General features: G+C 65.7%; 28 protein-coding genes. 15 read left to right on the top strand and 13 right to left on the bottom strand.

Annotation, left to right across the window (positions count from 1 at the left end):
- Positions 1-40: 40 nt before the first annotated feature.
- The 8 genes from AAFG13_RS02375 to AAFG13_RS02340 all read left to right on the top strand — a co-directional run bounded on the left by AAFG13_RS02375 (position 41) and on the right by AAFG13_RS02340 (position 7,753).
- Entirely contained in the window at positions 41-988 is a 948-nt protein-coding gene (locus AAFG13_RS02375; RefSeq protein WP_212317723.1) for a SurA N-terminal domain-containing protein, read from the top strand.
- Between the two features lie 17 nt (positions 989-1,005).
- Positions 1,006-2,007 carry a 4-hydroxythreonine-4-phosphate dehydrogenase PdxA gene (gene pdxA / locus AAFG13_RS02370; protein ID WP_342711013.1) on the top strand — a complete coding sequence of 334 codons (1,002 nt, stop codon included), beginning with the start codon at positions 1,006-1,008 and terminating at the stop codon, positions 2,005-2,007.
- Positions 2,008-2,862: a 16S rRNA (adenine(1518)-N(6)/adenine(1519)-N(6))-dimethyltransferase RsmA gene (gene rsmA / locus AAFG13_RS02365; RefSeq protein WP_212317727.1), complete on the top strand. Its 855-nt coding sequence runs from the start codon at positions 2,008-2,010 to the stop codon at positions 2,860-2,862.
- Positions 2,863-2,881: 19 nt separating this feature from the next.
- Positions 2,882-3,940 (top strand): alcohol dehydrogenase, encoded by a 1,059-nt coding sequence (locus AAFG13_RS02360; RefSeq protein ID WP_342711012.1) that lies wholly within the window; start codon positions 2,882-2,884, stop codon positions 3,938-3,940.
- Between the two features lie 143 nt (positions 3,941-4,083).
- Positions 4,084-5,442, top strand: coding sequence for a caspase family protein (locus AAFG13_RS02355; protein ID WP_342711011.1), 1,359 nt, complete (start codon positions 4,084-4,086; stop codon positions 5,440-5,442).
- Positions 5,443-5,468: 26 nt separating this feature from the next.
- Positions 5,469-5,978, top strand: coding sequence for a hypothetical protein (locus AAFG13_RS02350; RefSeq protein WP_212317731.1), 510 nt, complete (start codon positions 5,469-5,471; stop codon positions 5,976-5,978).
- 50 nt (positions 5,979-6,028) lie between these two features.
- Positions 6,029-6,538 carry a hypothetical protein gene (locus AAFG13_RS02345; protein WP_342711010.1) on the top strand — a complete coding sequence of 170 codons (510 nt, stop codon included), beginning with the start codon at positions 6,029-6,031 and terminating at the stop codon, positions 6,536-6,538.
- A gap of 174 nt (positions 6,539-6,712) precedes the next feature.
- Positions 6,713-7,753: a hypothetical protein gene (locus tag AAFG13_RS02340; protein ID WP_212317733.1), complete on the top strand. Its 1,041-nt coding sequence runs from the start codon at positions 6,713-6,715 to the stop codon at positions 7,751-7,753.
- Positions 7,754-7,910: 157 nt separating this feature from the next.
- Here the strand turns inward: AAFG13_RS02340 and gmk are convergent, their stop codons facing one another.
- The 9 genes from gmk to AAFG13_RS02295 form a co-directional block, all read right to left on the bottom strand.
- Positions 7,911-8,564, bottom strand: a complete 654-nt coding sequence (gene gmk / locus AAFG13_RS02335) for a guanylate kinase (RefSeq protein WP_342711009.1) — start codon at positions 8,562-8,564, stop codon at positions 7,911-7,913.
- A gap of 3 nt (positions 8,565-8,567) precedes the next feature.
- The gene (locus AAFG13_RS02330) at positions 8,568-9,455 is read right to left on the bottom strand and encodes a YicC/YloC family endoribonuclease (protein WP_092113443.1); all 888 of its coding nucleotides are present in this window, start codon (positions 9,453-9,455) and stop codon (positions 8,568-8,570) included.
- A 213-nt stretch (positions 9,456-9,668) separates the two neighbouring features.
- Complete coding sequence (gene mltG, locus AAFG13_RS02325; RefSeq protein ID WP_207838903.1) at positions 9,669-10,928, bottom strand: endolytic transglycosylase MltG; 1,260 nt, start codon at positions 10,926-10,928, stop codon at positions 9,669-9,671.
- Between the two features lie 225 nt (positions 10,929-11,153).
- A complete protein-coding gene (fabF, locus tag AAFG13_RS02320; protein WP_342711008.1) occupies positions 11,154-12,419 on the bottom strand; it encodes a beta-ketoacyl-ACP synthase II in 1,266 nt (421 codons plus the stop codon).
- Positions 12,420-12,515: 96 nt separating this feature from the next.
- Positions 12,516-12,755, bottom strand: coding sequence for an acyl carrier protein (locus AAFG13_RS02315; protein WP_002716125.1), 240 nt, complete (start codon positions 12,753-12,755; stop codon positions 12,516-12,518).
- A gap of 289 nt (positions 12,756-13,044) precedes the next feature.
- A complete protein-coding gene (gene fabG, locus AAFG13_RS02310; protein ID WP_024581467.1) occupies positions 13,045-13,782 on the bottom strand; it encodes a 3-oxoacyl-[acyl-carrier-protein] reductase in 738 nt (245 codons plus the stop codon).
- A 21-nt stretch (positions 13,783-13,803) separates the two neighbouring features.
- The gene (fabD, locus tag AAFG13_RS02305; protein ID WP_342711007.1) at positions 13,804-14,757 is read right to left on the bottom strand and encodes an ACP S-malonyltransferase; all 954 of its coding nucleotides are present in this window, start codon (positions 14,755-14,757) and stop codon (positions 13,804-13,806) included.
- A 222-nt stretch (positions 14,758-14,979) separates the two neighbouring features.
- Positions 14,980-16,005: a fatty acid desaturase family protein gene (locus AAFG13_RS02300; RefSeq protein WP_342711006.1), complete on the bottom strand. Its 1,026-nt coding sequence runs from the start codon at positions 16,003-16,005 to the stop codon at positions 14,980-14,982.
- The gene (locus tag AAFG13_RS02295) at positions 16,002-16,712 is read right to left on the bottom strand and encodes a TetR/AcrR family transcriptional regulator C-terminal domain-containing protein (RefSeq protein WP_342711005.1); all 711 of its coding nucleotides are present in this window, start codon (positions 16,710-16,712) and stop codon (positions 16,002-16,004) included. Before AAFG13_RS02295 ends, AAFG13_RS02300 begins: the two co-directional genes overlap by 4 nt.
- Before the next feature lie 331 nt (positions 16,713-17,043).
- Here AAFG13_RS02295 and rpsF point away from each other — a divergent pair, with 331 nt between their 5' ends.
- The 4 genes from rpsF to rplI all read left to right on the top strand — a co-directional run bounded on the left by rpsF (position 17,044) and on the right by rplI (position 19,505).
- Entirely contained in the window at positions 17,044-17,511 is a 468-nt protein-coding gene (rpsF, locus tag AAFG13_RS02290; protein ID WP_092113431.1) for a 30S ribosomal protein S6, read from the top strand.
- Positions 17,512-17,517: 6 nt separating this feature from the next.
- The gene (rpsR, locus tag AAFG13_RS02285) at positions 17,518-17,757 is read left to right on the top strand and encodes a 30S ribosomal protein S18 (protein ID WP_016844287.1); all 240 of its coding nucleotides are present in this window, start codon (positions 17,518-17,520) and stop codon (positions 17,755-17,757) included.
- A gap of 126 nt (positions 17,758-17,883) precedes the next feature.
- Positions 17,884-18,852 carry a DUF2232 domain-containing protein gene (locus AAFG13_RS02280; protein WP_212317742.1) on the top strand — a complete coding sequence of 323 codons (969 nt, stop codon included), beginning with the start codon at positions 17,884-17,886 and terminating at the stop codon, positions 18,850-18,852.
- Between the two features lie 50 nt (positions 18,853-18,902).
- Positions 18,903-19,505 (top strand): 50S ribosomal protein L9, encoded by a 603-nt coding sequence (gene rplI, locus AAFG13_RS02275; RefSeq protein ID WP_342711004.1) that lies wholly within the window; start codon positions 18,903-18,905, stop codon positions 19,503-19,505.
- Between the two features lie 39 nt (positions 19,506-19,544).
- Here the strand turns inward: rplI and AAFG13_RS02270 are convergent, their stop codons facing one another.
- From AAFG13_RS02270 to AAFG13_RS02260, 3 genes are all read right to left on the bottom strand, one after another.
- Positions 19,545-20,006, bottom strand: coding sequence for a PaaI family thioesterase (locus AAFG13_RS02270; protein ID WP_342711003.1), 462 nt, complete (start codon positions 20,004-20,006; stop codon positions 19,545-19,547).
- Positions 20,003-20,608, bottom strand: coding sequence for a TetR/AcrR family transcriptional regulator (locus AAFG13_RS02265; protein ID WP_212317746.1), 606 nt, complete (start codon positions 20,606-20,608; stop codon positions 20,003-20,005). Before AAFG13_RS02265 ends, AAFG13_RS02270 begins: the two co-directional genes overlap by 4 nt.
- A gap of 93 nt (positions 20,609-20,701) precedes the next feature.
- Positions 20,702-21,673 (bottom strand): hypothetical protein, encoded by a 972-nt coding sequence (locus AAFG13_RS02260; RefSeq protein ID WP_342711002.1) that lies wholly within the window; start codon positions 21,671-21,673, stop codon positions 20,702-20,704.
- A 257-nt stretch (positions 21,674-21,930) separates the two neighbouring features.
- Here AAFG13_RS02260 and AAFG13_RS02255 point away from each other — a divergent pair, with 257 nt between their 5' ends.
- The gene (locus tag AAFG13_RS02255; protein WP_212317749.1) at positions 21,931-23,184 is read left to right on the top strand and encodes a cyclopropane-fatty-acyl-phospholipid synthase family protein; all 1,254 of its coding nucleotides are present in this window, start codon (positions 21,931-21,933) and stop codon (positions 23,182-23,184) included.
- 20 nt (positions 23,185-23,204) lie between these two features.
- Here AAFG13_RS02255 and AAFG13_RS02250 read toward each other — a convergent pair whose 3' ends face one another.
- The gene (locus AAFG13_RS02250; protein ID WP_212318046.1) at positions 23,205-23,426 is read right to left on the bottom strand and encodes a hypothetical protein; all 222 of its coding nucleotides are present in this window, start codon (positions 23,424-23,426) and stop codon (positions 23,205-23,207) included.
- Between the two features lie 133 nt (positions 23,427-23,559).
- On the opposite strand from AAFG13_RS02250, the gene AAFG13_RS02245 reads away from it, so the two are divergent.
- Positions 23,560-23,682 (top strand): hypothetical protein, encoded by a 123-nt coding sequence (locus tag AAFG13_RS02245; protein ID WP_256437482.1) that lies wholly within the window; start codon positions 23,560-23,562, stop codon positions 23,680-23,682.
- A 290-nt stretch (positions 23,683-23,972) separates the two neighbouring features.
- On the top strand, positions 23,973-25,481 hold the full coding sequence (locus AAFG13_RS02240; RefSeq protein WP_342711001.1) for a replicative DNA helicase: 1,509 nt from the start codon (positions 23,973-23,975) through the stop codon (positions 25,479-25,481).

Raw genomic sequence — 25,481 nt, 5'->3', positions numbered from 1 at the left:
GCCCCGGCTTGAACTGGTTTAAACGGCTGACATGACCACAATGACGACCGCTAGCCTCCCAACGCGCTGCCATTCGCTGGTGTTGAGTTCCCTGCTGGCTCTTTTCCTCCTGTTTGGGGGCGCTGCGCGACTGCATGCCCAGACCATCGCCGTGATGGTCAATGGCGAACCCATCACCAATTTCGACATCGAGCAGCGCGCCAAGCTGAACGGCCTGACCGGCGGCAAGAATCCCGATCGAAAGGCCATCCTCGACGACCTGATCGACGAGAAGCTGAAGATCAAGGAAGCCAAGAAATTCGGCGTCGATCCCACCGCCAACGATATCGAGCAATCCTATGGCGGCATGGCGCAACGGATGCGGCTGAACAACGACCAGCTGACCAAGGTCCTCGAGAGCAAGGGCATCCGCCCCGATACGCTCAAGCAACGCATCAGGGCCGACATGGTCTGGACCAGCTTGGTCCGCGGCCGCTTCAAGGAAAGCCTGCAGGTCGGCGAAAAGGACGTCGCCACTGCGGTCAAGGAGACCGGCGACGCGCCCGACGCCGAAGCGTTCGAATACCGGATGCAGCCGGTCGTTCTGATCGTGCCGCGCGGCTCTCCGCAATCCGAGTTCGAGAACCGCCGCAAGGAGGCCGACACCCTGCGCGAGCGCGTGACCTCCTGCGAGGAAGCCAACACCTTTTTCAAGTCGATGCGCAACGCCGCGATCCGCGAGATCGTCGTCAAGACGTCGGCGGACCTGCCGCAGTCGCTGCGCGACATCCTGGACAAGACCCCGGTCGGCCACCTCACCCCTCCCGAACTCACCAAGCAGGGCGTCGAAATGGTCGCTCTCTGCGGTCGGAAGGCAACCACCGTGGACACGCCGAAGAAGCGTGAGATGCGGGACAAGATGTACGTGCAGAAGTACGAGGCGAAGTCGAAAGCCTACCTGCAGGAAGTCCGGAAAGCTGCGATGATCGAATATCCAGGCGGACGATGATCGACTATCGTTGACGCATGGCTCAACCTCTCGCACTGACATGCGGCGAGCCCGCAGGCATCGGCCCCGACATCACGCTCGCCGCGTGGCTGCGCCGGCGCGACCTCGACCTTCCGCCGTTCTATCTGCTCGGTGACCGCGGGGCCCTGGCCGAGCGCGCCAGGACGCTCGGGCTCGCCGTCGAGTTTGCCGAGGTCAGCGCCGAGGAGGCATCTGCGGCATTTGCACGGGCCCTGCCCGTCGTCGCGACCGGCAAGCCGGCGACGGCGCAACCAGGCAAGCCGGACGGAACGAGCGCGGATGCCGCGCTGGCGTCGATCCGTCAGGCCGTCGCCGATGTCGCCTCGGGCAAGGCTGCCGCCGTCGTCACCAATCCGATCGCCAAGAACGTGCTGTACCGCGCCGGTTTCCGCCATCCCGGCCACACCGAATTCCTCGCCGAGCTTGCCGCCTGCGGCGGGCCCGCGCCGCAACCGGTGATGATGTTGTGGTCGCCGTCGCTCGCCGTCGTCCCGGTGACGATCCATGTGTCGGTCCGCGAAGCGCTGGCGCAATTGTCGACCGACCTGATCGTCTCGACCGCGCGAATCGTGGTCGCCGACATGAAGGCGCGGTTTGGCCTCGCCTCGCCGCGGCTTGCGATCGCCGGCCTCAATCCGCATGCCGGCGAAGACGGCACGCTCGGCATGGAAGACATCGAGATCGTCGCGCCCGCGGTCGAGATCCTGCGCCGCGACGGCATTGCCGCCCGCGGTCCGCAGCCGGCCGACACCATGTTCCACGCAGCCGCGCGCAAAACCTATGACTGCGCGCTCTGCATGTATCACGACCAGGCGCTGATCCCGATCAAGACCGTCGCGTTCGAGGACGCCGTCAACGTCACGCTGGGCCTGCCCTTCATCCGGACATCACCCGATCACGGCACCGCCTTCGATATCGCAGGCACCGGCAAGGCCAATCCGTCGAGCCTGATCGCCGCACTCCGGCTCGCCGCGCGCATGGCCGCGGCATCAAGCTAAGTGAGCGCGATCGACGATCTGCCACCGCTGCGCGACATCATTCGCGAGCATTCGCTGTCGGCGCGCAAATCGCTCGGCCAGAACTTTCTGCTCGATCTCAATCTCACCGCGCGCATTGCCCGTGCCGCGGGCCCGCTGGAAGAGGCCACCGTGATCGAGGTCGGACCCGGCCCCGGCGGACTGACGCGCGCGCTGCTTGCGATGGGCGCCAAGCGCGTCATCGCCATCGAGCGCGACGAGCGCGCGATCGATGCGCTCGACTACATCGTCAAGCGCTATCCCGGCCGCATCGAGATCGTGCATGGCGACGCGCAGCACTTCGATCCGCGTCCCCTGCTCGATGGCGGCAAGGCCAAGATCGTCGCCAACCTGCCCTACAACATCGCAACCCAGCTCCTGGTCGACTGGCTGTCGATCGAGCCGTGGCCGCCCTGGTACGACACCATGGTGTTGATGTTCCAGCGCGAGGTCGCCGAGCGCATCGTCGCCCATGAGGACGAGGAAGCCTATGGCAGGCTCGCAGTGCTCGCCAACTGGCGCGCCGAGACCAAGATCCTGTTCGACATTTCGCCCGCAGCCTTCGTGCCGCAGCCGAAGGTGACATCCTCGGTGGTACGATTGATACCGCGCCCCGCGCCGGAGCCGTGCGACCGCCGCATGCTCGAGCAGGTGGCGGCCGCCGCCTTCGGCCAGCGCCGCAAGATGCTGCGCCAGAGCCTGAAGTCGCTGTCGGTCGATCCGGCGCGGCTTGCTGCCGCAGCCGATATTGACACGACGCGGCGCGCCGAAACCATTCCGGTCACGGGCTTTGTTGCCATGGCCAGGGAATTGGCCGATATACGGTCCACAAAATAGAACATCAGGAGAAAACGTAATGGCGCGTATGGTTCGCCAATCCCTCGTCAAATTCGATGCACCGCTGTGCGAAACCATCGTCGACACGCCCAAGCCGCAGGGACGCGAAGTGCTGGTGCGCATCGAGCGCTGTGGCCTCTGCCATTCCGATCTCCACATTCAGGACGGTTACGCCGATCTCGGCGGCGGCAAGAAGCTCGACACCACCCGCGGCATGACGCTGCCCTTCACGCTCGGCCACGAGATCGCGGGCGTCGTCGACGAGGTCGGTCCCGATGCGCCGAAGGATCTGGTCGGAACGAAGAAGGCGGTGTTTCCCTGGATCGGGTGCGGCCAGTGCCGTGACTGTCTCGCCGGCGACGAGAATCTCTGCGCCAAGCAGCGCTTCCTCGGTGTCTCGATCGACGGCGGCTTCGCCACCCACGTGCTGGTGCCCGACGCGAAATACCTGCTCGATTACGATCCGCTGCCGGTCAATCAGGCCGCCACGCTGATGTGCTCCGGCGTCACGGCTTACGGCGCGCTGAAGCGCCTGGTCGATCGTCCGCGGCAGCGCAACCTGCTGCTGATCGGCCTCGGCGGTGTCGGCATGATGGGCCTGTCGTTCGCGCAGGCGATGTTCAAGCAGCCGATCGCGGTTGCCGATCTCAGCCCGGCTGCGCGCGAGACCGCCCTGAAGAATGGCGCGGCGGCGGCCTACGATCCCGCGGAGCCCGATGTCGTCAAGCGCATGCTCAAGGAGAGCGACGGCGGCTTCGACGGCGTGGTCGACTTTGCCGGCAACGAGAAGTCGATGGCGTTCGCGGTGTCGACGGTCGCACGCGGCGGCAAGATCGTGGTGTCCGGCCTGATGGGCGGCCAGTTCACGCTGCCAATGGTGCAATGGGTCTACAAGCGCATGACCATCGAAGGCTTCATGGTGGGCACGCTGGCCGAGGGCCAGGAGCTGATGGCGCTCGCCCGGGCCGGCAAGATCAAGCCGACGCCGATGAAGGAAGAGCCGATGGCCGACGTCCAGAAATGGATTGAAGAGCTGCGCGCCGGCAAGGTCGTCGGACGCATCGTGCTGAAGAACTGACGAAGACGTCCCGCCGGCCGCGCAACCGCCGGCGGGGCATCCCCCTAATGAGCCCATTTGGTCGCGCCTTGCGGGCCTGAGTGCTGCTTTTGTCCTGCCGCGCGCGCTGGTAATCTTCCGGCGAGGCTGAGAGGGTACGGGGCATGCACGGAGCAGTGCAAGGCAGGAGCCTGGCGGCTGCGGCGCTGCTGGCGCTGCTATGGCAAGCACTCGTCGGCGCGGCGCAGGCCGCCACCGAAAAGCGCGTCGCGCTGGTGATCGGAAATTCCGCCTACCAGAACGTGACGCGGCTCGACAATCCCCGCAACGATGCCGCCCTGATGGCCGAGACGCTGGCAGGCCTCGGCTTCACCCTGGTCGGCGGCCGCGCCCAGCTCGATCTCGACAAGCCGGCGATGGACATCGCCGTCCAGAGCTTCGGCCGGCAGGTGCAGGGCGCTGACGTCGCGCTGTTCTACTATGCGGGCCATGGCGTCCAGGTCTCCGGCGCGAATTACCTGGTCCCGGTCAGCGCCAACGCCACCCGCGAGGCCGACGTCGATTTCCAGATGCTCGACGTCAATCTGGTGCTGAGGCAGATGCAAGGCTCCGGCACACGGCTCAACATGGTGATCCTCGATGCCTGCCGGAACAACCCGTTCGGTGGACGCGGGTTGCGCGCCGCAGACGGCGGCCTGGCGCAAATGCGCGCCCCGGAGGGCACTCTGATCTCCTACGCCACGCAGCCCGGCAACGTCGCGCAGGACGGCACCGGCGGCCACAGCCCCTACACCAAGGCACTGGCCGCCACGATCAGGCTCGCCGGCCTCGACATCTTCCAGACCTTCAACCAGGTCGGACTTGCGGTGAAGCGCGAGACCGGCGGCTCGCAACAGCCCTGGGTCTCGTCGTCGCCGATCGACGGAACGTTCTATTTCGTGCCCCCGGTGGCCGAGCAAAAGGTTGCGGTCGCGCCGCAGCCCGAGCCGCAACTGCCCGGCACGTTGCGGCCCGATCCCGATCGCATCCCGATCAAGGACGTCGCGCTGCTGCGCGAATTGAGCGATCGGCTCTATGAGCACAATTTCGATCCCGAGCCGCTCGACAGCAGGAACGGCATGCGTGCGGCGATCAGCAAATTCCAGGAGAAGGTCGCGATGACGCCGACCGGCGAAGCGACCGAGGGCCTCCTGACGCGGCTGCGCAAGATGGAGGACCTGCAACCCTGGGGGTCCATCGTCTACGGCCCGGACATCGATAAATGGGGCATCTCCTGGAAGCATGCGTCACGGCGTGCCGCGGTCGACGACGCGCGCACCAAATGTGGCGGCGCCAAATGCACCCTCGAGCTTTCCTTCTACGGCTCGCGCTGCGGCGCGTTCGCGATATCAGCCAAGTCCTGGTCGCTGATCCAGCGCGACACGCTCGATCGCGCCAAGACCGCCGCGCTTGACGAATGCGGCAAGGCCGGGAAATCCTGTCGCATTATCGATGCCGTCTGCGCCGACGGCTCCGGGCACTGAATTGGTCACATTGGATAGAGCCGAAAATGAAAAGCGTATTTCGCTCAACGCCAGGCCCCGTCGTGTTTTCCGCCCTGCTCCTTTTCGTATCCGGCTCGACGGCTGCATTTGCGCAGTCCGGCAGCAGCGGCGGCAGCATCGGCAATGACGAGAAATCACTGTCCGGCTCGCGCGCCGCGCCGCGCTCCGTCGAATCCGATCGGCCGGCCCGGCGCGGCAAGCCGGAATCGGAGGAGCCTCGCCACACCGCGCGCAGGAGCGGCGGTGGTGGCGGCGGTGGCAGCACCGACGGGGCCTGGGTGGTTACCTCGGTGGGCTGCGGTGGCACCGCCTCCGGCGCGGTCGTGGTCACGAGCGGCAGGATCATCGGCGAGGGCCTCACCGGATCCGTCAGCCCGAGTGGCGCGGCGCGGTCCGTGTTGCGCTCGAACGGCGTGACCTCGATCGGTTCGGGCCGTCTGTCCGGCCGCAGTGGCTCGGGAACGTTCCGCCGCTCCGACGGCTGCAGCGGGACCTGGACCGCCACAAAACAATAGCGACGCTCGGACCCTGAATTTGCAAACCAAGAATTTGGACACGCCCGACCATGCAAACGATGTTTCAACCGAACGCCCGAACGATCCTGTTCTCTGCCCTGCTCTGCCTCGCGGGTTCAACGGCCGCGCTCGCGCAGTCCGGTAGCAGCGGCGGTAGCATCGGCAATGACGAGAAGTCGCTGTCCGGCAGCCGCACAGCGCCGCGCGCCGTCGCGCCGTCAACGCCGGCGCGACGCAAGAGCTCGGAGGCGCCGCGCCGCGCCACGCGGAAGACCGGCAGCGAGGGCGGTGGCGGCAGCGGCAATTTCGATGGTGCGTGGGTGGTTGTCGCAGAGGGCTCGCCCTGCGGCTCCAGCACCGAACGACTGGTGATCTCCGCCGGCAGCATTTCGGGAGAGCTGAGCTCCGGGCAAGTCAGCCCCAACGGATCCACGACGGGCAGCGGGTCCGCCGGCGGCTTGAGCTGGACCAGTTCGGGCCGTTTCTCGGGCCGCAGCGGTTCCGGCTCATTCGTGCGATCTGACGGATGCAAGGGCCACTGGACTGCGTCAAAGCGGTAGTCCACTCCCTGACCAAGCCAGCACGCGTTCTGACCACCGGCCCGCCGCAATTGCGGTCCGCCACGAGCCTCAATTAAGCCCTACCCGTTCCGGATTTGCGGCGTATTGCGACCCAACTCTTTACCGAGATTGGCTGCACCAGCGTTTGCGTAAAAAAGAATACCGGGGACGCGTATGTCAAATCGTTCAGCGAAATTCGCTGCGGCGCTTGCCGTCAGCATGTTGGCCGCTGCCAACTTCACAGCCATGGCCCAGACCGCCGCCGGCACGGCGAGTACCACTACGGCGAATGCGAAGACCGCGGATAGCTGTCAGTCCGCGCCGAAGGGAACTGCGCCTGCGGGGAGCCACTGGTTCTATCACCTCGACCGCAGCACCAAGAAGCAGTGCTGGTATCTCGGTGACGCCAAGACCAAGACCGTCGCCAGGACCGCGGCGACGCAGCAGCAGCCAGCGGCCGCCGCGCCGGACACCGCGACCGCCGATGCAACGCCGCCACGGAGCCAGCCGGCGCCGCAGCCGGCCATGCGCAAGTCCGTCGCCGATGCGCACGCCGAATGGCCCTCGCCGCAGCAGGCGGCGGCCGCGCCGGTACCGAGCGCAGATGCCGGTCAGGCCGGGACCGCGGCAACGACCGCCCCGACGGCGTCCGCCGCGCCCAGCGGCGCGAACGGCCAGTCATCGGAGGTGAATGCCAGATGGCTCGATGCATCGAGCATGGCCGGGACCAACGGAACCCGGCACGCAGCAGACCAGCCGACCGTGGTCGCGCAGGCCGATCCGATGCCACAACAGGCAGCCGCGCCAGTATCAGCCGCCCCCGTGACGGCCGAGGCGTCCGCCGAGAAGTCGTCCTCCTCGACGCAGATGCTGCTGATCGTGATGGTCGGCGCGCTGGCGCTGGCCGGCCTGGTCAGCGCGCTGGTGTTCGGGCTGACCCGCACCCGCACGCCGCCCTATGAGATCAGCGATGAATGGCGTGCGCCCTGGGATTCACTCCACACCGAGCCGGCGCCGCCGATGGCCGTGGTCGGCCGCGACCGTCCGCTGCGTCTGTCGGAGGCTGCGCCGCGCCGGTCGGAGACACCGGTTCCGCGCCGCGCCGAGACGCCGGCTGCTCGCCGCGAGACGCCGCGCGAGGCGGATCAAACCGAGCAGGACAACAAGCAGATCGCCGCGATGCTGCAGCGGCTGGCGCGCAGCGCGGCGAACTAAAGCATGATCCGGAAAAGTGCGAAGCGGTTTTCCGAAAAGATCATGCTCAAACAAGGAGCTAAAGCGCGATGACGATTCAACCTGATCTCATCGCGCTTTAGAGAGCGCTCAAGAAAGCAGATGAGACATGATGCGATCCCCGGATCGCATCGGCAAGCTACTTCTCGAGCTGACGCTGCAGGCCGCGCACGAACTCGGTAAGGCCGGTGCGGCGCTCTCGCTTGAGCCGCTCGGCTTTCAGGATCGACTGCACCTCGGCAAAGGCGTCGTCGACGTTCTGGTTGACGACGATATAGTCGTATTCCGCCCAGTGGCTCAGCTCATGGGTGGCGCGGTTCATCCGCCCGCGGATGACCTCTTCGGAATCCTGCGCACGGGTGTGCAGCCGCTTCTCGAGATCGGCCGCCGACGGCGGCAGGATGAAGACGCTGACGACGTCGGCGCGCGCCTTCTCGCGCAACTGCTGGGTACCCTGCCAATCGATGTCGAACAGCACGTCCTCGCCGGCCGCCAGCGCCGCCTCGACCGGCGCGCGCGGCGTGCCGTAGCGGTTGTCGAACACGGTGGCCCATTCCAGCAGTTCGCCTTGCTTGGCCATCGCCTCGAACTTCGTCTTGTCGACAAAGAAGTAGTCGCACCCCTCGACCTCGCCCGGCCGCTTCGGCCGCGTGGTCGCCGACACCGACATTTTCAACCCCGGCATGCGGTCGATCAGCATGCGCGACAGCGTCGTCTTGCCGGCGCCCGAGGGCGACGACAGGACGAACATCAGTCCGCGCCGCTCAACGCCATCAAAACCCTGCGCCGTCATCGTTCACTCCAGATTCTGGACCTGTTCGCGGAATTGCTCGACCACGTTCTTCATTTCGAGCCCGGTATTGGTCAGCTCGACGTCGTTCGACTTCGAGCAGCAGGTGTTGACCTCACGATTGAACTCCTGGGCGAGGAAGTCGAGCCGGCGCCCGACCGGGCCGCCCTTGCCGATCATCTCGCGCGCCTGGGCGATGTGCGAGGCGATGCGGTCGAGCTCCTCGCGGATATCGGCCTTGGTGGCGATCAGGATCGCCTCCTGGCTCAGCCGGTCGGCATCGAAGCGATCGGAGGTCTCCAGCAGTGCCGCGATCTGCTCGGCAAGCCGCGCCTTGATCGCCTCGGGCTTGCGGCCGGGAGCCGTCTCGGCGCGCTTGGCGAGTCGCTCGATCTCGTCCATGCGCTGCATCAGGATCTGGCCCAGCGCATCGCCCTCGCGGCGGCGCATCTCGACGAGGCTGCCCAGCGCTTGCTCGAACGCCTTCGCCGCCGCCTCGCGCGCCGCCTTGTCCTCGTCCTCATTGCTGTCAGGCTCGACCACCTCGATGACGCCCTTGATGCCGAGCAATCCGTCGATGCTCGGCGCCACCGCGTCGATCCGCTGCGCGAGCTCACCTGCGACCTTCACGACCGCGGCCAGCACGTCCTCATTGATCCGGATGGTCTGCGCCGCATCGGTGCGCTTGACGCTGAGATTGGCGTAGACCGTGCCGCGCGACAGCAACTCGCCGGCCCGCTTCTTGGCGAGGGCTTCCAGCTCGTCCCAGCCCGGCGGCAGCCGCAAGCGCAGATCAAAGCCCTTGGCGTTGACCGACTTCAGCTCCCACTCGAACGTATAGGGACCGCTCGCGCCATGGCTTCGGGCAAAGCCAGTCATGCTCGATAGCGCCATCGCGTGAACTCTCCAACAGAAGGATATGGGACTGACCCGGAGACGACGAGACTCGCGGGCAGCCGGTGCAACCTTAAAACGGATTCCGTGAAAGTGGAATTACGTCCACCTTCGGGAAATGCAGAGCTACGGCATGGTCCGGAAAACTGTGAAGCGGATTTCCGAAAGACTATGCTCGAACAAGAAGCTAAAGCGCGATGATCGCATCGCGCTTTAGCGCTGCACAACAGGCGGCGAAGTGGTCTGCTGGGCTGCGCCCTGGCGACCGCTGCGCGGCGGTTTCTTCTGATTGGTGGGCTTCGGCGGCGTGGCCGCCGTGGGATTGGTATCGGCCGCGCCCGGCGCCGCGGCGGCCGGCGCCGGATCATCCGCGGGCTCGACGGTGTCGTTCTGGATCTGCTTTTCCGATGCGCGCAGCTTGGCGACGTTCTTGGCGTGCTGGTCGTAGGTTTCGGTAAAGGCGTGGCCGCCGGTTCCGTCGGCAACGAAGAACAGGTCGCGGGTGCGCGCCGGATTGGCGGTCGCCTCCAGCGAGGCGCGGCCGGGATTGGCGATCGGTCCCGGCGGCAAGCCGTCGATCACATAGGTGTTGTAGGGCGACGGCTGCGTGATCTCGCTGCGTTTGATCGGACGCCCCAGCGTTCCCTTGCCGCCCACCAGCCCGTAGATGATGGTCGGGTCGGACTGCAGCTTCATCCTCTGCCGCAGGCGGTTGACGAACACGGCGGCGACACGGCTGCGCTCGTCGGCGCGGCCGGTTTCCTTCTCGACGATCGAGGCCAGCGTCACCAGCTGGTCCGGCGACTTCAGCGGCGAATCGGTGTTGCGGCGTTCCCAGATCTCGGCCAGCACGCGCTTCTGCGCCTGCTGCAGGCGCTGGATCACCTGGTCGCGCGTGGTGCCGCGCGGGAATTTGTAGGTCTCCGGCAACAGCGTGCCCTCGCGCGGAATCTCGCGCACCGAGCCGGTGAAGATGTCGTTGTCGGTGAGCCGCGTCACGATCTGCTCCGAGGTCAGACCTTCCGGGATCGTGATGGCGTGCTGCACCACCTTGCCGTCGACGATGGTGGCGATGACGTCGCGCAGGCTGGCGTTCTTCTGGAACGAGTATTCGCCGGGCTTGAGATCGGAGCTCGCCTTCAGCGCAAACACGCTGCCGATGAAGACCCACGGATTGACGTTAATGACGCCCTCGCGCGACAGCACGTCGGCGATGTCACGCTTGCCGGCGCGCGCGGGGATGTTGACGATCTTGTCTTCCTGCAGCGGCCCCGGCGATTCCAGCGTCTGCTTGCCGTAGTAATAGGTGGCGCCGGCGCCGATCATCAGGATGATCAGGATGGTGAAGATGGCATTGCCGACGATCACGAAGGGATTGCGGGCACGATCCGAGCGCTTGGGCGGCGGCGGAACCTGTTCGGGCTCCAGCGCGGCACGTGGACTCCTCGGTGAAATGGGCGGCCTCTCACTCATCGATGCAAACCAATATCCTGCCGGTTGAATCGTGGCCGGACAAACCCCTGCCCGGCCAATAGCATACGCCCGCTATTAGGAGTCACCGCGGAATACGGCAAAACGGTGGACTAGTTCTAAAGTCCCGTTCCGATCGCATCGGAACGGGACTTTAGATTCTTATTTTGACGCGTTTTCTTCACGCGAACCGGTACCCACTTCGCTCGAAAACGCTCTAACGACCTACTAATTGGTCACGCGCTGCACGATCACGGAGGCGTTTGTGCCACCGAAACCGAAGGAATTGGACAGCGCCACATTCACGTCACGCTTGCGCGACGTGTGCGGCACAAGATCGATCGCCGTTTGCACCGACGGATTGTCGAGATTGATGGTCGGTGGCACCACATTATCGCGAATCGCCAGCACCGCGAAGATCGCCTCGATCGCACCGGCCGCGCCGAGCAGATGTCCGGTCGCCGACTTGGTCGACGACATCGAAACCTTCGAAGCCGCATTGCCGAGAAGACGCTCGACCGCGCCGAGCTCGATTTCGTCGCCGACCTGCGTCGAGGTGCCGTGCGCATTGATGTAGTCGAGATCGGATGCGACGAGGCCGGCGCGCTTCAGCGCCATGCTCATGCTGCGGAAGCCGCCATTGCCGTCCGGCGGCGGCGAGGTGATGTGGAAGGCATCGCCCGACAGGCCGTAGCCGGTGACCTCGGCATAGATATTCGCACCACGCTGTTTGGCGTGCTCGTATTCCTCGAGCACGAGGACGCCGGCACCCTCGCCCATCACGAAGCCGTCGCGATCCTTGTCGTAGGGCCGCGATGCCTTTTCCGGTGTGTCGTTGAAGCCGGTGGACAGCGCACGCGCCGCGCAGAAGCCGGCGATGCCGATGCGGGAGATCGGCGATTCGGCGCCACCTGCGAGCATCACGTCGGCGTCGCCGAGCGCGATCAGCCGCGCTGCATCGCCGACCGCGTGCGCGCCGGTCGAGCACGCCGTGACGACCGAATGATTGGGGCCCTTCAGGCCGTGCTCGATCGAGACGTAGCCGGACGCCAGATTGATCAGGCGGCCCGGAATGAAGAAGGGAGAGACCCTGCGCGGTCCACGTTCCTTGAGCAGCACCGCGGTCTCGGCAATGCCGGTGAGGCCGCCGATGCCGGAGCCGATCATCGTGCCGGTGGCGAACTGGTCCTCATCGGACTTCGGATGCCAGTTGGCGTCGTCGAGCGCCTGCCTGGCCGCGCACATCGCGTAGAGGATGAAGTCGTCGACCTTGCGCTGGTCCTTCGGCTCCATCCACTGATCGGGATTGAAGGTGCCGTTGGAGCCGTCGCCGCGCGGAATGTAGCAGGCGACCTGGCTCGGCAGGTCGGACACTTCGAAGGTGTCGATCTTCTTGCCGCCGCTCTCTCCGGCGAGGATGCGCGTCCAAGTTGCGTCAACGCCGCAGCCGAGCGGTGTAAGCATGCCCAGCCCCGTGACGACAACTCGTCTCATTTCCACGTCTCCGGCCGGCAATGCGCGGCTAATAATAAGAAGCCGGGGGACCGCTCGAACACGGTCCGTCCGGCCCCGTCAACTTCGCGATCGGCGTCAGCTCTTCGCGTTCTTCTCAAGAAACTTGGTCGCGTCGCCCACGGTCAGAATCGTCTCCGCAGCGTCGTCGGGAATCTCGCAACCGAATTCTTCTTCGAAAGCCATCACGAGCTCGACCGTGTCGAGGCTGTCGGCGCCGAGGTCATCGATGAAGCTCGCGCTATCGACCACCTTCTCGGGTTCGACACCAAGGTGCTCGACCACAATCTTCTTAACCCGCTCGCCAATCTCACTCATCGTTCAACCTCGTTGTTCCATTGGACCCGACCCCAAGACGATACGAGCCATCGTGGTCGTCTCGATTACTCAGTCGCGCATAGTCTTGATTCGGCCCGGTCGTAGCCGACTAAAGCCCCGGCGAACGGCAGGCGTCGCCACGCCAATATACAGGGTTTCAAAATCCTGCAATGGCGTTCTTTGCCCATCCATGGGGGGTTCAGCTATCATACTTCCCAAGCCTTGACTACACGCCTGAACCGGCTCCCGAAAACGGCTTTTCGCCGCATTGCGAGAGCCAGCAACCAGCTCAAATCATAGCCATGCCGCCGTTGACGTGAATCGTCTGTCCGGTGACGTAGGCGGCCTCGTTCGAGGCCAGATAGACCGCCGCCGCAGCGATATCCTCGGGCGTTCCGAGCCGCGCCGCAGGAACCTTCGCCAGGATGGTTTCGCGCTGCTTGTCGTTGAGCGCATCCGTCATTGGCGTCTTGATGAAGCCAGGCGCGATGCAGTTCGCGGTCACGCCGCGCTTGGCGTATTCGGCGCCCAGCGTCTTGATCAGGCCGATGATGCCGGCCTTCGACGCGGTGTAGTTGCCCTGCCCCGGATTCCCGGTGACGCCGACGATCGAGGTGATCGCGATGATGCGGCCGAAGCGCTTGCGCATCATCAATTTGGTCGCCGCGCGCGCCAGGCGGAATGTCGCGGTCAGGTTGACCGCAATCACGTCGTCCCAATCCTCGTCGCGCAACTGCACGAACAGGTTGTCGCGGGTGATGCCGGCATTGGCAATCAGGATGTCGACCTGCCCCATCGCAGCTTCCGCCGCCGGCACCAGCGCCTCGACGTCATCCTTGCTCGAGAGATTGCACGGCAGCACATGAACGCGCTCGCCGAGCTTGGCCGCGAAGCCGTCCAGCACCTCGCGCCGTGTCCCCGAAATCGCGACCGTCGCGCCCTGCGCGTGCAGCGCCTGCGCGATCGCGCCGCCGATGCCGCCGGTTGCGCCCGTCACGAGCGCCGTCTTGCCAGTCAGATCAAACATCGAATTCTCCTTCCGGCTGCATTAGGCCGAAGCTGCCAGCGCGTCCTTGGCTGCAGCGATATCGTTCGGGCCGCCGACGGACACGCCGACCGCGCCATCGGCGATGCGCTTGACGAGGCCGCTCAGCACCTTGCCGGCGCCGATCTCGAAGAACCGCGTCACGCCCTGGCCTGCCATATAGGCAACCGACTCGCGCCAGCGAACCGTCCCCGTGACCTGCTCGACCAGGCGGCGGCGGATCTCGTCGGGATCAGTGATCGCCGAAGCCAGCACGTTGGAGACCAGCGGCGCCGCGGGCGCCTTGATGGTGACGCCGGACAGCGCCTGCGCCATCGCATCGGCCGCCGGCTGCATCAGCTTGCAGTGGAACGGCGCCGACACCGGCAGCAGCATGGCGCGTTTTGCCCCTTTGGTTTTCGCAATCTCCACCGCGCGGTCGACGGCCGCCTTGTCGCCGGAGACCACCACCTGGCCGCCGCCGTTGTCGTTGGCTGCCTGGCAGACCTGGCCCTGCGCCGCCTCATTGGCGACCGCGACCGCCGCCTCGTAATCGAGGCCGAGCAGCGCGGCCATCGCGCCGGCGCCGACCGGCACCGCCTTCTGCATGGCGAGCCCGCGGGTGCGCAGCAGTCGCGCGGTGTCGCTGACGGTCAGGCTGCCGGCGGCGGCAAGCGCCGAATACTCGCCGAGCGAGTGCCCGGCAACGAAGGCCGCGTTGCGGCCGACCGAGAAGCCGGCCTCGCTCTCGAGCACGCGCAACGTGGCGATCGAGACCGCCATCAGCGCCGGCTGGGCATTTTCCGTCAGCTGCAATGTCTCGCCCGGACCATCCCAGATGATCGCGGTCAGCTTCTCGCCCAGCGCGGAATCCACCTCGTCGAACACGGCCTTGGCGACCGGAAAGGCGTCGGCCAGGGCCTTGCCCATGCCAACTGCCTGCGAGCCCTGCCCGGGAAACGTGAATGCTGCCGTCATCGGCGCTCCCTACCTTGTTGAGCGTGATCCCCGCGCAAGCGCTGCGCACTTGCCGCAGGGGAAAACGGTATCCCGTCGCGCGAAACGCGCCACAGCGGGTCCGGACCAATTCCCTGCAACCAAGTCTTGCAACCGGCCTCGGACCGGGCCGTAAGACACTGATGGGGGGCGCGATGTCAAGCCGCGCGCGCGGAACCCTGGGGATGCCGGGGCCGGCTCCGCCTAGAATCCACCGGCATTCTGGTCGGCGTTAACCTCGGCGCCGGCACGCGCCCGGCGGGCGCTGTTGACCAGTTGGCCCGGGCGGTCTTCCCGGTTGGGCTTGGCGGTCGCCAGCCGCAGCACCGCGGCATAGCCCGGCTGGACTTCCATCCGGTCGGCATAGCGGCTTCCGCTCAGGATGCGGTGGACGCGCGGCAGGTTGTAGCAGGGCACGTAGAACAGCAGATGATGCTCGAGGTGATGGTTCACGTAGTACGGCGCGATGAACAGCCGCTCGAGGACATTGGCCCGCGTGGTGCGGGTGTTGCGCAAGGGATCGGCGCTATCGGGCACGACGGCATGTTCGGCGATGTTGCGGATCCGCGTGATCACCATCATCCAGGTCAGCAGCGGCACCAGCCACAACAGCGGATAGGCCCACCACACGCCCGCGGCGGCGAGTCCCGCGAACAGCAGCGCGTTGGTGACGCATTGCGGCCCGAGCTTCTGCCAGAAATTGGCGGCGCGCTGCGATAGCGGCCACTCTTTCGGCCCGACCGCATTGAGCAATTGCGCCTTGCGCTGCTGGTAGCCGGTCTGCCCGGTGATATCGCGGAAGAATTTCCGACGGTAGCTCATCTTCGTGATCGGAAACGGCGCGGACAGCACCAGATCCGGATCATCCTCCTGCTGCGTCCGGGCATGGTGCTGCAGATGATAGCGGCGATAGCCGCGGGTTTCCGCGAAGATCGGATAGGCGCAGAACCATTGGCTCAGCGTCAGATTGGTCTTCTCGTTCGCGGAGAGACAGCCATGCGCACCGTCATGCATCAGGATGGCGAGCCCGAGCTGGCGCGAGCCGATGATCGCAACCGCCAGCAGATAGGTCAGTGGATTGGGCCACCACGCAACCAGCGCGATCGCGCCCAGGATCAGCGCCCAGGCATGCACGATCAGCGCTGCGCCCTTCCACGTCGTGCGCTCCCGCACAGCCACCAGTTCGTCCTCGGTGAGGAAATCGCGGGCACGCATGCGTAGTGCGGTCATGAGCTGGTCTCCCCGTCCGTCGAGGGTGAATGATCGCGATCGCCGACCAGGCGCAGCCGCGATCCATCATTGGCCGACGTCGATGTCGCCTGCTCGCCGAGCGCGCGCAGCAATTCGCGGCACATCTCCTCGGCGCCTCGGCCCATCGCAAAACCTTCGACGATCACGCCGATCGCAATCGCCCAGAAGCGCCGCGAACTCTCCTCGGGCGCCCGCAGCGAGCGCCAGCCGTGTCGTTCGACTTGGTCCGCATAGGCGCGCGCGCCTTCGCTGTGCAGACGCTCGATGGTGCGCTCGACCAAAGGCGCGAGGTCCTGCCGGCGCCGTGTCAGCGTCAGGGCTTCGGCGAAGAAGGCGACCGTGTCGGTCGCGGTCACGGTCTCGGCCAAAGCGTGGCTGTAATCGCGTGGCGTATGAGCGTTCAGGGCGGCCTGCTCGGTCGCACGCGCCAGGTAAAGCATGTCGCGGCTGGCGGCTTCGACGAACAGCGCCTCCTTGGTGCGGAAGTAATAGGTGATCTGACTCGGAAAGGCGTCCGCCGCTGCGGCAATGTCGGAGATCGACGTGCCCGAGAGCCCGCGCTCCTTGAACAGGCGGCTGGCGGCATCGAGCAACAGCGAGCGCATCTTGCGCCCCGCCGACCGCGTCGCGCGGACCGCGTGCTTCGGATCGGGCGCAGGCATGCCGCTGGCGGTCTCCGAACCCATCGATCATCCTCCCTGAAATATTTGTATGACATACAAACAAAGAAATCAACCCGAAACAGCGCGAAGTTGCGCCGAACCCGTCGCAAATCCGGGGGCCAAGACCCCTCTGCGGACCCTTGCCTTCGCGGCCAAAATCCGTATAAGCGCCCCATTCGTGGGCTCCGGCCGGGAGCTGAACGGACGGTCTCAGCAATTTCACCCGTTGATTTTGATGTGACAGGGCCAGTCGGCCCGTCGTCCCGTGCTCCCGCCTTCTGAGCAGCTCGAGTCCTTTCCGAAGGTCTCGAAGGGCTTGTCGCCGGAACCCGCGCCAACACAGGAAAGGACAACCATGCCTCTTTATGAGCATGTTTTTCTCGCGCGTCAGGATGCGAGCACCCAGCAGGTGGATGAACTGACGGCCCAGATGACGGGTATCGTCGAACAGGGCGGCGGCAAGGTCACCAAGACCGAGAGCTGGGGCGTGCGCTCCCTCACCTACCGCATGAACAAGAACCGCAAGGCGCATTTCGTGCTGATGAACATCGACGCACCGTCGGCTGTCGTCACCGAGATCGAGCGCCAGGAGCGGATCAGCGAAGACGTCATCCGCTATCTCACCGTGCGCGTCGAAGAGCACGAGGAAGGCCCGTCTGCGATGATGCGCAAGGCCGACCGTGACCGCGAGCGCGATGACCGTGGCGGTGGCTTCCGCGGCGACCGCGAAGGCGGCTTCCGTGGTGATCGCGATGGCGGCGGCTTCCGCGGCGATCGCGGCCCGCGCCGTCCGCGCGAAGAAGAAGCTGCGACCGAGGAGTAATGAATCATGGCTGATGCTGGTGCCCGCCGTCCGTTTTTCCGTCGTCGCAAGTCCTGCCCGTTCACGGGCGCGAATGCGCCGAAGATCGACTACAAGGATTCCAAGCTGCTGATGCGTTACGTCTCCGAGCGCGGCAAGATCGTGCCGAGCCGCATCACGGCCGTGTCCGCCAAGAAGCAGCGTGAGCTCGCCCGCGCCATCAAGCGCGCGCGCTTCCTCGGCCTGCTGCCCTACGTTATTCGCTAACCGTTTCCGGCCGGCGGCACGCGCCGCCGGCCGCTCATTCTCATAAGGCTTCCGGGTCGTCCGGTCGCCGATGGTTGGGGTTCTCGACAGAGTGCCTCTAACCGCTCGAAAGGAGCGGGACAGCTGATGATCGCGATCCTCATTGTTGCACTTGCCGCCGGCGCCGCGTCGGCGCTGATGTTCGCCTCGATCAGTTCGGGCGCGCTGGTCTCGTTGCTGCTGTACTTTCTCGCGCCGCTTCCGCTGATGGTGTCGGCACTCGCCTGGGGACCGCTTGCCGCGGCCATCGGCGGCGTCGCTGCCGCCTCCGTTCTCGGCACGCTCTTCGGAATTCCCTACGGCATCGCGTTTGCCATGATCGTCGCCCTGCCCGGCTGGTGGCTCGGCCACCTCGCGCTGCTCGGACGGCCGATCGCAGGTGCAGCCGGTGACAGCGCCACGCAGCAGCCGCCTGCGCTCGAATGGTATCCCGTCGGCCGTCTCCTGCTCTGGATCGCAGCCTTCGCCATCCTCACCACGACCGCCGCGCTGCTCACGCTCGGCTCGGATGCCGATACGGTCACCGGTGCCTTGCGGCGCGGCCTGCTCAAGGTGCTGAGCGCCGGCGAAGGGCTGCCCAGTGGTGAGATCGAACGATTGGTCGACGCGCTGGTGATCCTCGCGCCCCTCGCCGCAACGATCCTCGCGATGGTCACGCTGACACTGAACCTGTGGCTCGCCGGCAAGATCACGCAAACCTCGGGGCGGTTGAACCGACCGTGGCCCGATTTCCGCACCACCGCGCTCCCCGCCATGACGCTGGTCGCGTTGCTGGTGGCGGTCGCCGCCAGCTTCGTCGGCGGCATGCTTGCACTGCTGGCGCAGATCGTCACCACGGCGCTCGTGATCGCCTATGCGCTGGTCGGCTTCGCCGTGCTGCACACCCTGACGCTGTCGCTCGGCAATCGCGGCTTCTGGCTCGGCGGCATCTACGCCGTCGTCGTCATGTTCGGCTGGCCGATCGTCGCAATCTTCGCGCTCGGCATCGCCGACGCCGTGTTCGGCCTGCGCCAGCGCTATCTGCAAACCAGACCGCCGCCTTTGCCTGCGGCCTGACATTCAATCCACCACTCAACCCGATACTTAGCCTCTAAAGGAGAACAAAAATGGAAGTCATTCTGCTGGAACGCGTTGCCAAGCTTGGTCAGATGGGCGAAGTCGTGCGCGTCAAGGACGGGTTCGCCCGCAACTTCTTGCTGAAGCGCGGCAAGGCGCTGCGCGCCACCGATGCGAACCGCGCCAAGTATGACGGCATGAAGGCCGAGCTCGAGGCCAACAACATCAAGGCCAAGGGCGAAGCCACCGTGGTCGCCGAGAAGATCGACGGCCGCGACATCATCATCATCCGCCAGGCCTCCGAGTCCGGCCAGCTGTTCGGCTCGGTCACGGTGCGCGACATCGTCGTTGCGCTGGCCGCCGATGGCATCACGGTTGCGCGTCCGCAGGTCTGGCTCGACTCGCCGATCAAGGTGATCGGCGCGCAGAAGGTGACCATCGCCGTCCACCCCGAGGTCGAGACCAGCGTCACCGTGACGGTCGCCCGTTCCGCCGAAGAGGCCGACCGGATCAAGCGCGGCGAGGACATCTCGACCCGTCAGGAAGACCAGGACGCTGCCGCCGAAGCGCTCGCCGCCGCCGGCGAATTCTTCGATCCGGAAGCGCAGCACGACGACGAGGCCGCGCCGGCTCCGGTTGCAGAAGAGAAGTAAGCGTCTCTTCATCCCTCCGCCAACTGAAGCCCGGCCCCATCAGGCCGGGCTTTGGATTCGTGCCGCCGCCTGATCGTCGAGCATCGCGATCGACGCGAGCGCCGTCGCGGTATGCTTCTCCTTGCCGTCGATGACGCAGAACACGTCGGCGGCGACGACGGCGACCTGGCGTCCCGGCTTGATCACGCGCGCGCGGCAGATCAGGCGATCGCCCGATGCCGGCGACAGCAGGTTCAGCTTGTACTCGGCCGTCAGCGCCGGCTGGCCACGCGACGTCGCCGCCGCAATCGTGGTGGCGTTGTCGACCAGGAACGCCGTCACCCCGCCGTGAAACAGGCCGTGCTGCTGCAGCAGCTCCGGCCGGCGGTCGACCGCGAGCGTGCATGCGCCGCGCGACAGCTCGGCCACCTCAGCACCGACGAGTCCCATGAAGCCCTGACGGCCGACATTGTCGCGAATTCGCGTCGCGATCGGCGCAAAGTCCGGATCGGTCTCGTTCATGACGTCCCTCCTGCTCGCTCCGGCGCACCCGGCGCCACCACCGCGCGGATCGCGCAGGCGATCAGCGTCTCGACCTGTTCGCGCGGGTCGCTCTGATGGCGGCCCGACAGATAGGCGCGGCAAAAGATCTGCGCCGGCCCGATGATCTGGCTGAAGAAAAGTGTCGCGCTCATCGGCAGCAACTCGCCGCGCGCGAGCAGCGGCACGCGCCAGCGCTCGATGCCATCGGTGAGCCGCGAGTTCTCGGAGCGCTGCGCGCCGCGCACCTCCTCGCTCCACTCGCTGCGCGAAATCTCGAACAGGAAGCGCGCCTCGCGCCTGTTGGTCACGACCCAATCGAGATGAGCGCGGATCAGCCGCGCAACGCCCTCGCCGGCGCCGTGCGTGTCGTTGACCGCGGTGATGATCGCGGCGTGGTAGGCCTGCAGGATCTCCAGGAACAAGGTTCCGGCGAGCTGCTTCTTCGAGGTGAAGAAATGGAAGAAGCTGCCGTTGGACGCGCGGGCGCGGGAGCGGATCTCGGCCACCGTCGCACCCTCGAACCCGTCGCGGTCGAACACCGCCAGTCCCGCCGCCAGCAGATCTTCGCGTGCCGTACTCACCCCTGCTCCCTTCCTGACTAGACCATTACTCTAGAGTTTTACTCTAGTGGCGGTCAAATGATAACGCCGGACCTCACGGCCCGGCGTTGGCGATTACTTCGAGGTCGGCGCTTCCGGCGGACCGGAGCCCGGCGTCGTCGGGGGCGGCGGAGGCGGCGCGGCCGCGGTTACCGGCGGCGCGGCGGGCACCGGTGCTGGCGATGCGGCAGCGGCCGGCTCGGGCGCCGGGGAAGCGGCGGGAGCCGCGGGCGTGACCTGCGGAACCGGGTCCGATCGCACGGCAGCCGGCTCGCTGCCTGCATTGCCCTTGGGCGCATCGACCTTGGCCGTGTCGGGCTGACCGGCAGGCTTCGCCGGCTTCTCGGCCTCACCCTTGTCTTCGCGCTTGACGGCGGTCTGGGATTTGGGCTCGTCGCCCGCCGCCTCGCTCTTGGGCGCCTCGTCGGACTTCGGCTCCTCGACCGGCTTGCCGCGGCGGCCGTGCTTCTGGCGCGCCGGTTTGCCTTCGCCCGCGGCCTGCGGGGTCTGGCCGTCGTCCGGCTTGGCACCGTCAGGCGTCTCGCTCGGACGCGCCATGCGCCGGCCGCGGTGGGCGGGACGTGCTTCGGGATTCAAACCGTCGGCGTCGGGCTTCGCGGCTTCCCTGACGCCTTCCTTGGCCCCTTCCTGCGGCGCGGCACCCTGATGCTGCCGGCGGGACGGGCGCTCGGCCGGCTGCTCCGGAGACTGGTTTGCCTCCTGGCGGCCGTCCCGGCCCTTGGCCCCCTTGGGCTGATCCTTGGCCTGGTAGCGCGGATCGTTGGCACCGTTCGAAATCAGATAGGACGCCAGCACGCCGGCCATGTCGCTCGACGTCGTGTAGTGCTGGCGCAGGAAACCCGGCAGCGAGCCGGCCGGCACGGTCTTCAAGAGACCCCGCGGGCTCTTGTGGCAGGCCGTACAGGTGTTGGCGAAGATCTGGGAGGGGCTTTTGCCGGCCTCGAGGTTTTGCGCTTGCGCTGATACGGCTGACAGGCAGCCAATCAGAAGCGTCACCGTCGCCAGACTGAGGGCTCGGCTCAACATTCCTTAACTCTCCAGATTCCGGAAAAATCGCCGCCTGCGCCTCATGGTTCGGCCGCGGCGGTCACCTTTTAGCCGATTATCGCGCGAATGGAAGCGCGCGCGTGCCGCATCCACGCAATTGTCACATTTTGGAATATCGGCTTTGACCACAACGCAATAGCGCGATCCAATTCCCTGCCTATGTTTGGGTCGGGGACACATTGGAGTGATCACTCCGGTGGTGTCAGTGTGCAGCTTGCCGTTCCGTTGGTGCTTCGATGGACCGATTGTTGCGATTTTTCTTGGGGCGCTTCATCCGCCGCGGTTCGATCACGTTCACGACCGCGAGCGGCGCCAAATTCACCTGTGGTGACGGCACGGGCATTCCCGTCGCCGCACGATTCATGACCAGGGCCGCAGAAGTGCGCGTTCTGGTCGATCCCGAGCTTTACCTCGGCGAAGCCTTCATGGACGGCACCTTCGTGGTGGAGCAAGGCAGCATCGCCGACGTGCTGGCTGTCCTGATGGGCCAGGCGGCCATGTTGCCGAACTTTGCCAGGATGCAGGCCTGGGTTCGGTTCCTCGGGCGGCGCGCCCAGCAGCTCAATGTGCGCGGCCGGTCCCGGAGCAATGTCGCCCGCCATTACGACCTCGACGGCCGCCTCTATTCCCTCTTCCTCGACGCTGACAAGCAATACAGCTGCGCCTATTTCGAGGCGCCGGACTCGACGCTGGACGACGCCCAGCTCGCCAAGAAACGCCACCTCGCCGCAAAACTCCTGATCAAGCCCGGCGACCGCGTCCTCGACATCGGTTCCGGCTGGGGCGGCCTAGGGCTCTATCTCGCCGAGATGAGCGGCGCCGACGTCACCGGCGTCACGCTGTCGACCGAGCAGCTGCAGATCGCCAACGCCCGGGCGGCGGAGAAGAATCTGGCGCATTCGGCGCGCTTCCTGCTGCAGGACTACCGCGACATCCCCGGCCCGTTCGACCGCATCGTGTCGGTCGGCATGTTCGAGCATGTCGGGGTCACCTTTTACGAAACCTTCTTCAAGCGCTGCGCCGAGCTGCTGAGCGATGACGGCGTCATGCTGCTGCACTCGATCGGCCGCTCGACCGGTCCGGATGTCACCAGCCCCTGGATCCGGAAATACATCTTCCCCGGCGGCTACATTCCTGCGCTCTCCGAGGTCATGCCGGCGATCGAGAAGGCCGGATTGCTGATCTGCGACATGGAGATCCTGCGCCTGCACTATGCGGAGACCCTGAAGGCGTGGCGCGACCGCTTCATGGCGCGGCGCGAGGAGGCCGTCCGGCTCTACGACGAGACCTTTGCCCGGATGTGGGAATTCTATCTGGCGGCCTCGGAGATGTCGTTCCGGGTGCAGAACATGATGAACTTCCAGCTGCAACTGACCAAGCGCCAGGGCGTCGTGCCGATGACCCGCGACTACATCGGGCGCGAGGAAGGCCGCCTCCGACTCAAGGAAGCCGGCGCTGCAAAACCCCGGCTGCAACTCGCCGGCGAATAGGCCTGAAAGAACCGGTATTGCTAGTTGCGCAGGCTGTAGACCGAGCCGCAATGCGCGAAGGTCGGCGCCGGACGCGCCAGGTGAGCCGCGGCGGCTGAAATCAGGCTGACGTCGCAGGGAACGTTCCGGACCTCCGGACGCGCCGCCTGCTCCATGGCCTCGACAAGCGACGCCACCCAGCGGCGGTCGATGCCGCCTGCCTGGCCAAGCCTTGGTCGCACTGTCTGAAACTCTCGAGCCATCGTCACCGTATCTTCCCTGAGCGGAGACAACCCGGAATCCGCCGGGTCGTTCCCGCGAACCTGCCGCAAAGAAAGTGCGACAGGTGTGATCTGCTTCACAGAAATCTGTTCCGGGCTGTCGTAGTGGTCCGGAATGACCCGAGAACCGCACCAGACGATGTTGGACCCGCAACGCGACCTCGTGACCGACTACGCCTTGATCGCAACTGGCGTTGCTGCCGCCTTGATCGCGCTGGCTTTCCTCATCCTGGTCTGAGGAACCGAGGCCAGCACCAACCTCGCCGCTGGTTGGGCGCGGCAGCCCGGAAAAAGGTTCAGGCCGCCCCGAATTTTTGCCGACCACATCTCCGATCGGTCGCGCCCCCCTCCTTTCGAGCAAAACCCCGTCAAGCGGAATGCATCCGGCCGTCCCGGATTCACACATTGCGTTGTGTGAATCGTGCATAAGAAACATCCGTCCTTTCGCTTCGTGCCGGGCTGGCGCTTGATCGCGACCCCACAGCCGAAAATCTCAGTAACGACGAAATCAGAAGAATAAGCTTGTCCATGGCCTTGATTGATTCGAACGTTCACAAGCTCGCGCCCGACGCCGCGTCCCCGACCTATCGGAGCGCGCCGCACAACATCGAAGCGGAACAGGGGCTGCTGGGCGCGATACTGGTCAACAACGACGCCTTCTACCGGGTCTCCGATTTCCTGGAGGCGAAGCACTTCTTCGAAGCCATCCACCAGCAGATCTATGAAACGGCCGGCAGCCTGATCCGGATGGGCAAGGTCGCAAATCCCGTGACCTTGAAGACGTTCCTGCCTGCCGAGCTGGACCTCGGCGGCATGACGGTCAACCAATACCTCGCCCGACTCGCCGCCGAAGCGACCACCATCATCAACGCACAGGACTACGGGCGTACCGTCTATGATCTCAGCCTGCGCCGCAACCTGATCCAGATCGGCGAGGAGATCGTCAACGTCGCCTACGACGCTCCGGTCGATTTTGCCCCGCGCGCGCAAATCGAGGACGCCGAACGGCAGCTCTACAGCCTCGCCGAAACCGGCCGCTACGATGGCGGCTTCCAACGCTTTGCGGATGCGCTCACGGTCGCCGTCGACATGGCGGCCAAGGCGTTCCAGCGCGACGGCAAACTGTCCGGCATTTCAACGGGGCTGCGCGACCTCGACACCAAGATGGGCGGATTGCAGCCAAGCGACCTGATCGTGCTCGCCGGCCGTCCCGGCATGGGCAAGACCTCGCTCGCCACCAACATCGCCTACAATATTGCCAGGGCCTACGTCCCCGAGGTGCAGGCGGACGGCACCACCAAGGCGGTGAACGGTGGCGCGGTCGGCTTCTTCTCCTGCGAAATGAGCGGCGAACAGCTCGCCACACGTATTCTCGCCGAACGCACCGGCATTCCCTCCAGCCATATCCGGCGCGGCGGTATCTCCGAGCTCGATTTCGAGAAAATCCGCGACTGCTCGATCGAGTTGCAGTCGCTGCCGTTCTACGTCGACGAAACCGGCGGTCTCTCGATCTCGCAGCTCACCGCGCGCGCCCGCCGCCTCAAGCGGCAGAAGGGTCTCGACCTGATCGTGATCGACTACATCCAGCTGTTGCAGGGCTCGGGCAAGCGCGGCAACGACAACCGCGTGCAGGAAATCACCGAGATCACCACCAATTTGAAAGCGCTGGCGAAGGAGCTCAACGTCCCCGTGATCGCGCTGTCGCAGCTCTCGCGTCAGGTCGAAAACCGCGACGACAAGCGGCCCCAGCTTTCGGACCTGCGCGAATCCGGCTCGATCGAGCAGGACGCCGACGTCGTGATGTTCGTGTACCGCGAGGAATACTATCTCGCGAACAAGGAACCACGGCCCGGCACCCCGGAGCACGCCACCTGGCAAGCCGAAATGGAGCGCGCGCTCGGCAAGGCCGAAGTCATCATCGGCAAGCAGCGCCACGGTCCGACCGGCACCGTCGAACTGCACTTCGAAGCCAGCGTCACCCGGTTCGGCGACCTCGCATCGGACGGACTGGTCCCGGATCGCCCCCCCTCCTACTAA

The sequence above is a fragment of the Bradyrhizobium sp. B124 genome, assembly GCF_038967635.1.
Taxonomy (GTDB): domain Bacteria; phylum Pseudomonadota; class Alphaproteobacteria; order Rhizobiales; family Xanthobacteraceae; genus Bradyrhizobium.
The sequence above is the reverse complement of the archived record's forward strand: the minus strand, read 5'-3'. Positions and strand labels throughout refer to the sequence as shown.

Bases quoted from the DNA above. Each gene is read 5' to 3' on its own strand.
- rpsR (WP_016844287.1), top strand. From the start codon at position 17,518: ATGGCTGATGCTGGTGCCCGCCGTCCGTTTTTCCGTCGTCGCAAGTCC.
- AAFG13_RS02355 (WP_342711011.1), top strand. From the start codon at position 4,084: ATGCACGGAGCAGTGCAAGGCAGGAGCCTGGCGGCTGCGGCGCTGCTG.
- AAFG13_RS02330 (WP_092113443.1), bottom strand. From the start codon at position 9,455: ATGGCGCTATCGAGCATGACTGGCTTTGCCCGAAGCCATGGCGCGAGC.
- AAFG13_RS02245 (WP_256437482.1), top strand. From the start codon at position 23,560: ATGACCCGAGAACCGCACCAGACGATGTTGGACCCGCAACGCGACCTC.
- AAFG13_RS02315 (WP_002716125.1), bottom strand. From the start codon at position 12,755: ATGAGTGAGATTGGCGAGCGGGTTAAGAAGATTGTGGTCGAGCACCTT.
- gmk (WP_342711009.1), bottom strand. From the start codon at position 8,564: ATGACGGCGCAGGGTTTTGATGGCGTTGAGCGGCGCGGACTGATGTTC.
- AAFG13_RS02350 (WP_212317731.1), top strand. From the start codon at position 5,469: ATGAAAAGCGTATTTCGCTCAACGCCAGGCCCCGTCGTGTTTTCCGCC.
- AAFG13_RS02375 (WP_212317723.1), top strand. From the start codon at position 41: ATGACGACCGCTAGCCTCCCAACGCGCTGCCATTCGCTGGTGTTGAGT.
- AAFG13_RS02360 (WP_342711012.1), top strand. From the start codon at position 2,882: ATGGCGCGTATGGTTCGCCAATCCCTCGTCAAATTCGATGCACCGCTG.
- AAFG13_RS02345 (WP_342711010.1), top strand. From the start codon at position 6,029: ATGCAAACGATGTTTCAACCGAACGCCCGAACGATCCTGTTCTCTGCC.
- AAFG13_RS02270 (WP_342711003.1), bottom strand. From the start codon at position 20,006: ATGAACGAGACCGATCCGGACTTTGCGCCGATCGCGACGCGAATTCGC.
- AAFG13_RS02240 (WP_342711001.1), top strand. From the start codon at position 23,973: ATGGCCTTGATTGATTCGAACGTTCACAAGCTCGCGCCCGACGCCGCG.
- AAFG13_RS02280 (WP_212317742.1), top strand. From the start codon at position 17,884: ATGATCGCGATCCTCATTGTTGCACTTGCCGCCGGCGCCGCGTCGGCG.
- fabF (WP_342711008.1), bottom strand. From the start codon at position 12,419: ATGAGACGAGTTGTCGTCACGGGGCTGGGCATGCTTACACCGCTCGGC.
- pdxA (WP_342711013.1), top strand. From the start codon at position 1,006: ATGGCTCAACCTCTCGCACTGACATGCGGCGAGCCCGCAGGCATCGGC.
- AAFG13_RS02250 (WP_212318046.1), bottom strand. From the start codon at position 23,426: ATGGCTCGAGAGTTTCAGACAGTGCGACCAAGGCTTGGCCAGGCAGGC.
- AAFG13_RS02295 (WP_342711005.1), bottom strand. From the start codon at position 16,712: ATGGGTTCGGAGACCGCCAGCGGCATGCCTGCGCCCGATCCGAAGCAC.
- AAFG13_RS02255 (WP_212317749.1), top strand. From the start codon at position 21,931: ATGGACCGATTGTTGCGATTTTTCTTGGGGCGCTTCATCCGCCGCGGT.
- AAFG13_RS02260 (WP_342711002.1), bottom strand. From the start codon at position 21,673: ATGTTGAGCCGAGCCCTCAGTCTGGCGACGGTGACGCTTCTGATTGGC.
- AAFG13_RS02340 (WP_212317733.1), top strand. From the start codon at position 6,713: ATGTCAAATCGTTCAGCGAAATTCGCTGCGGCGCTTGCCGTCAGCATG.
- AAFG13_RS02300 (WP_342711006.1), bottom strand. From the start codon at position 16,005: ATGACCGCACTACGCATGCGTGCCCGCGATTTCCTCACCGAGGACGAA.
- mltG (WP_207838903.1), bottom strand. From the start codon at position 10,928: ATGAGTGAGAGGCCGCCCATTTCACCGAGGAGTCCACGTGCCGCGCTG.
- fabG (WP_024581467.1), bottom strand. From the start codon at position 13,782: ATGTTTGATCTGACTGGCAAGACGGCGCTCGTGACGGGCGCAACCGGC.
- rpsF (WP_092113431.1), top strand. From the start codon at position 17,044: ATGCCTCTTTATGAGCATGTTTTTCTCGCGCGTCAGGATGCGAGCACC.
- fabD (WP_342711007.1), bottom strand. From the start codon at position 14,757: ATGACGGCAGCATTCACGTTTCCCGGGCAGGGCTCGCAGGCAGTTGGC.
- rplI (WP_342711004.1), top strand. From the start codon at position 18,903: ATGGAAGTCATTCTGCTGGAACGCGTTGCCAAGCTTGGTCAGATGGGC.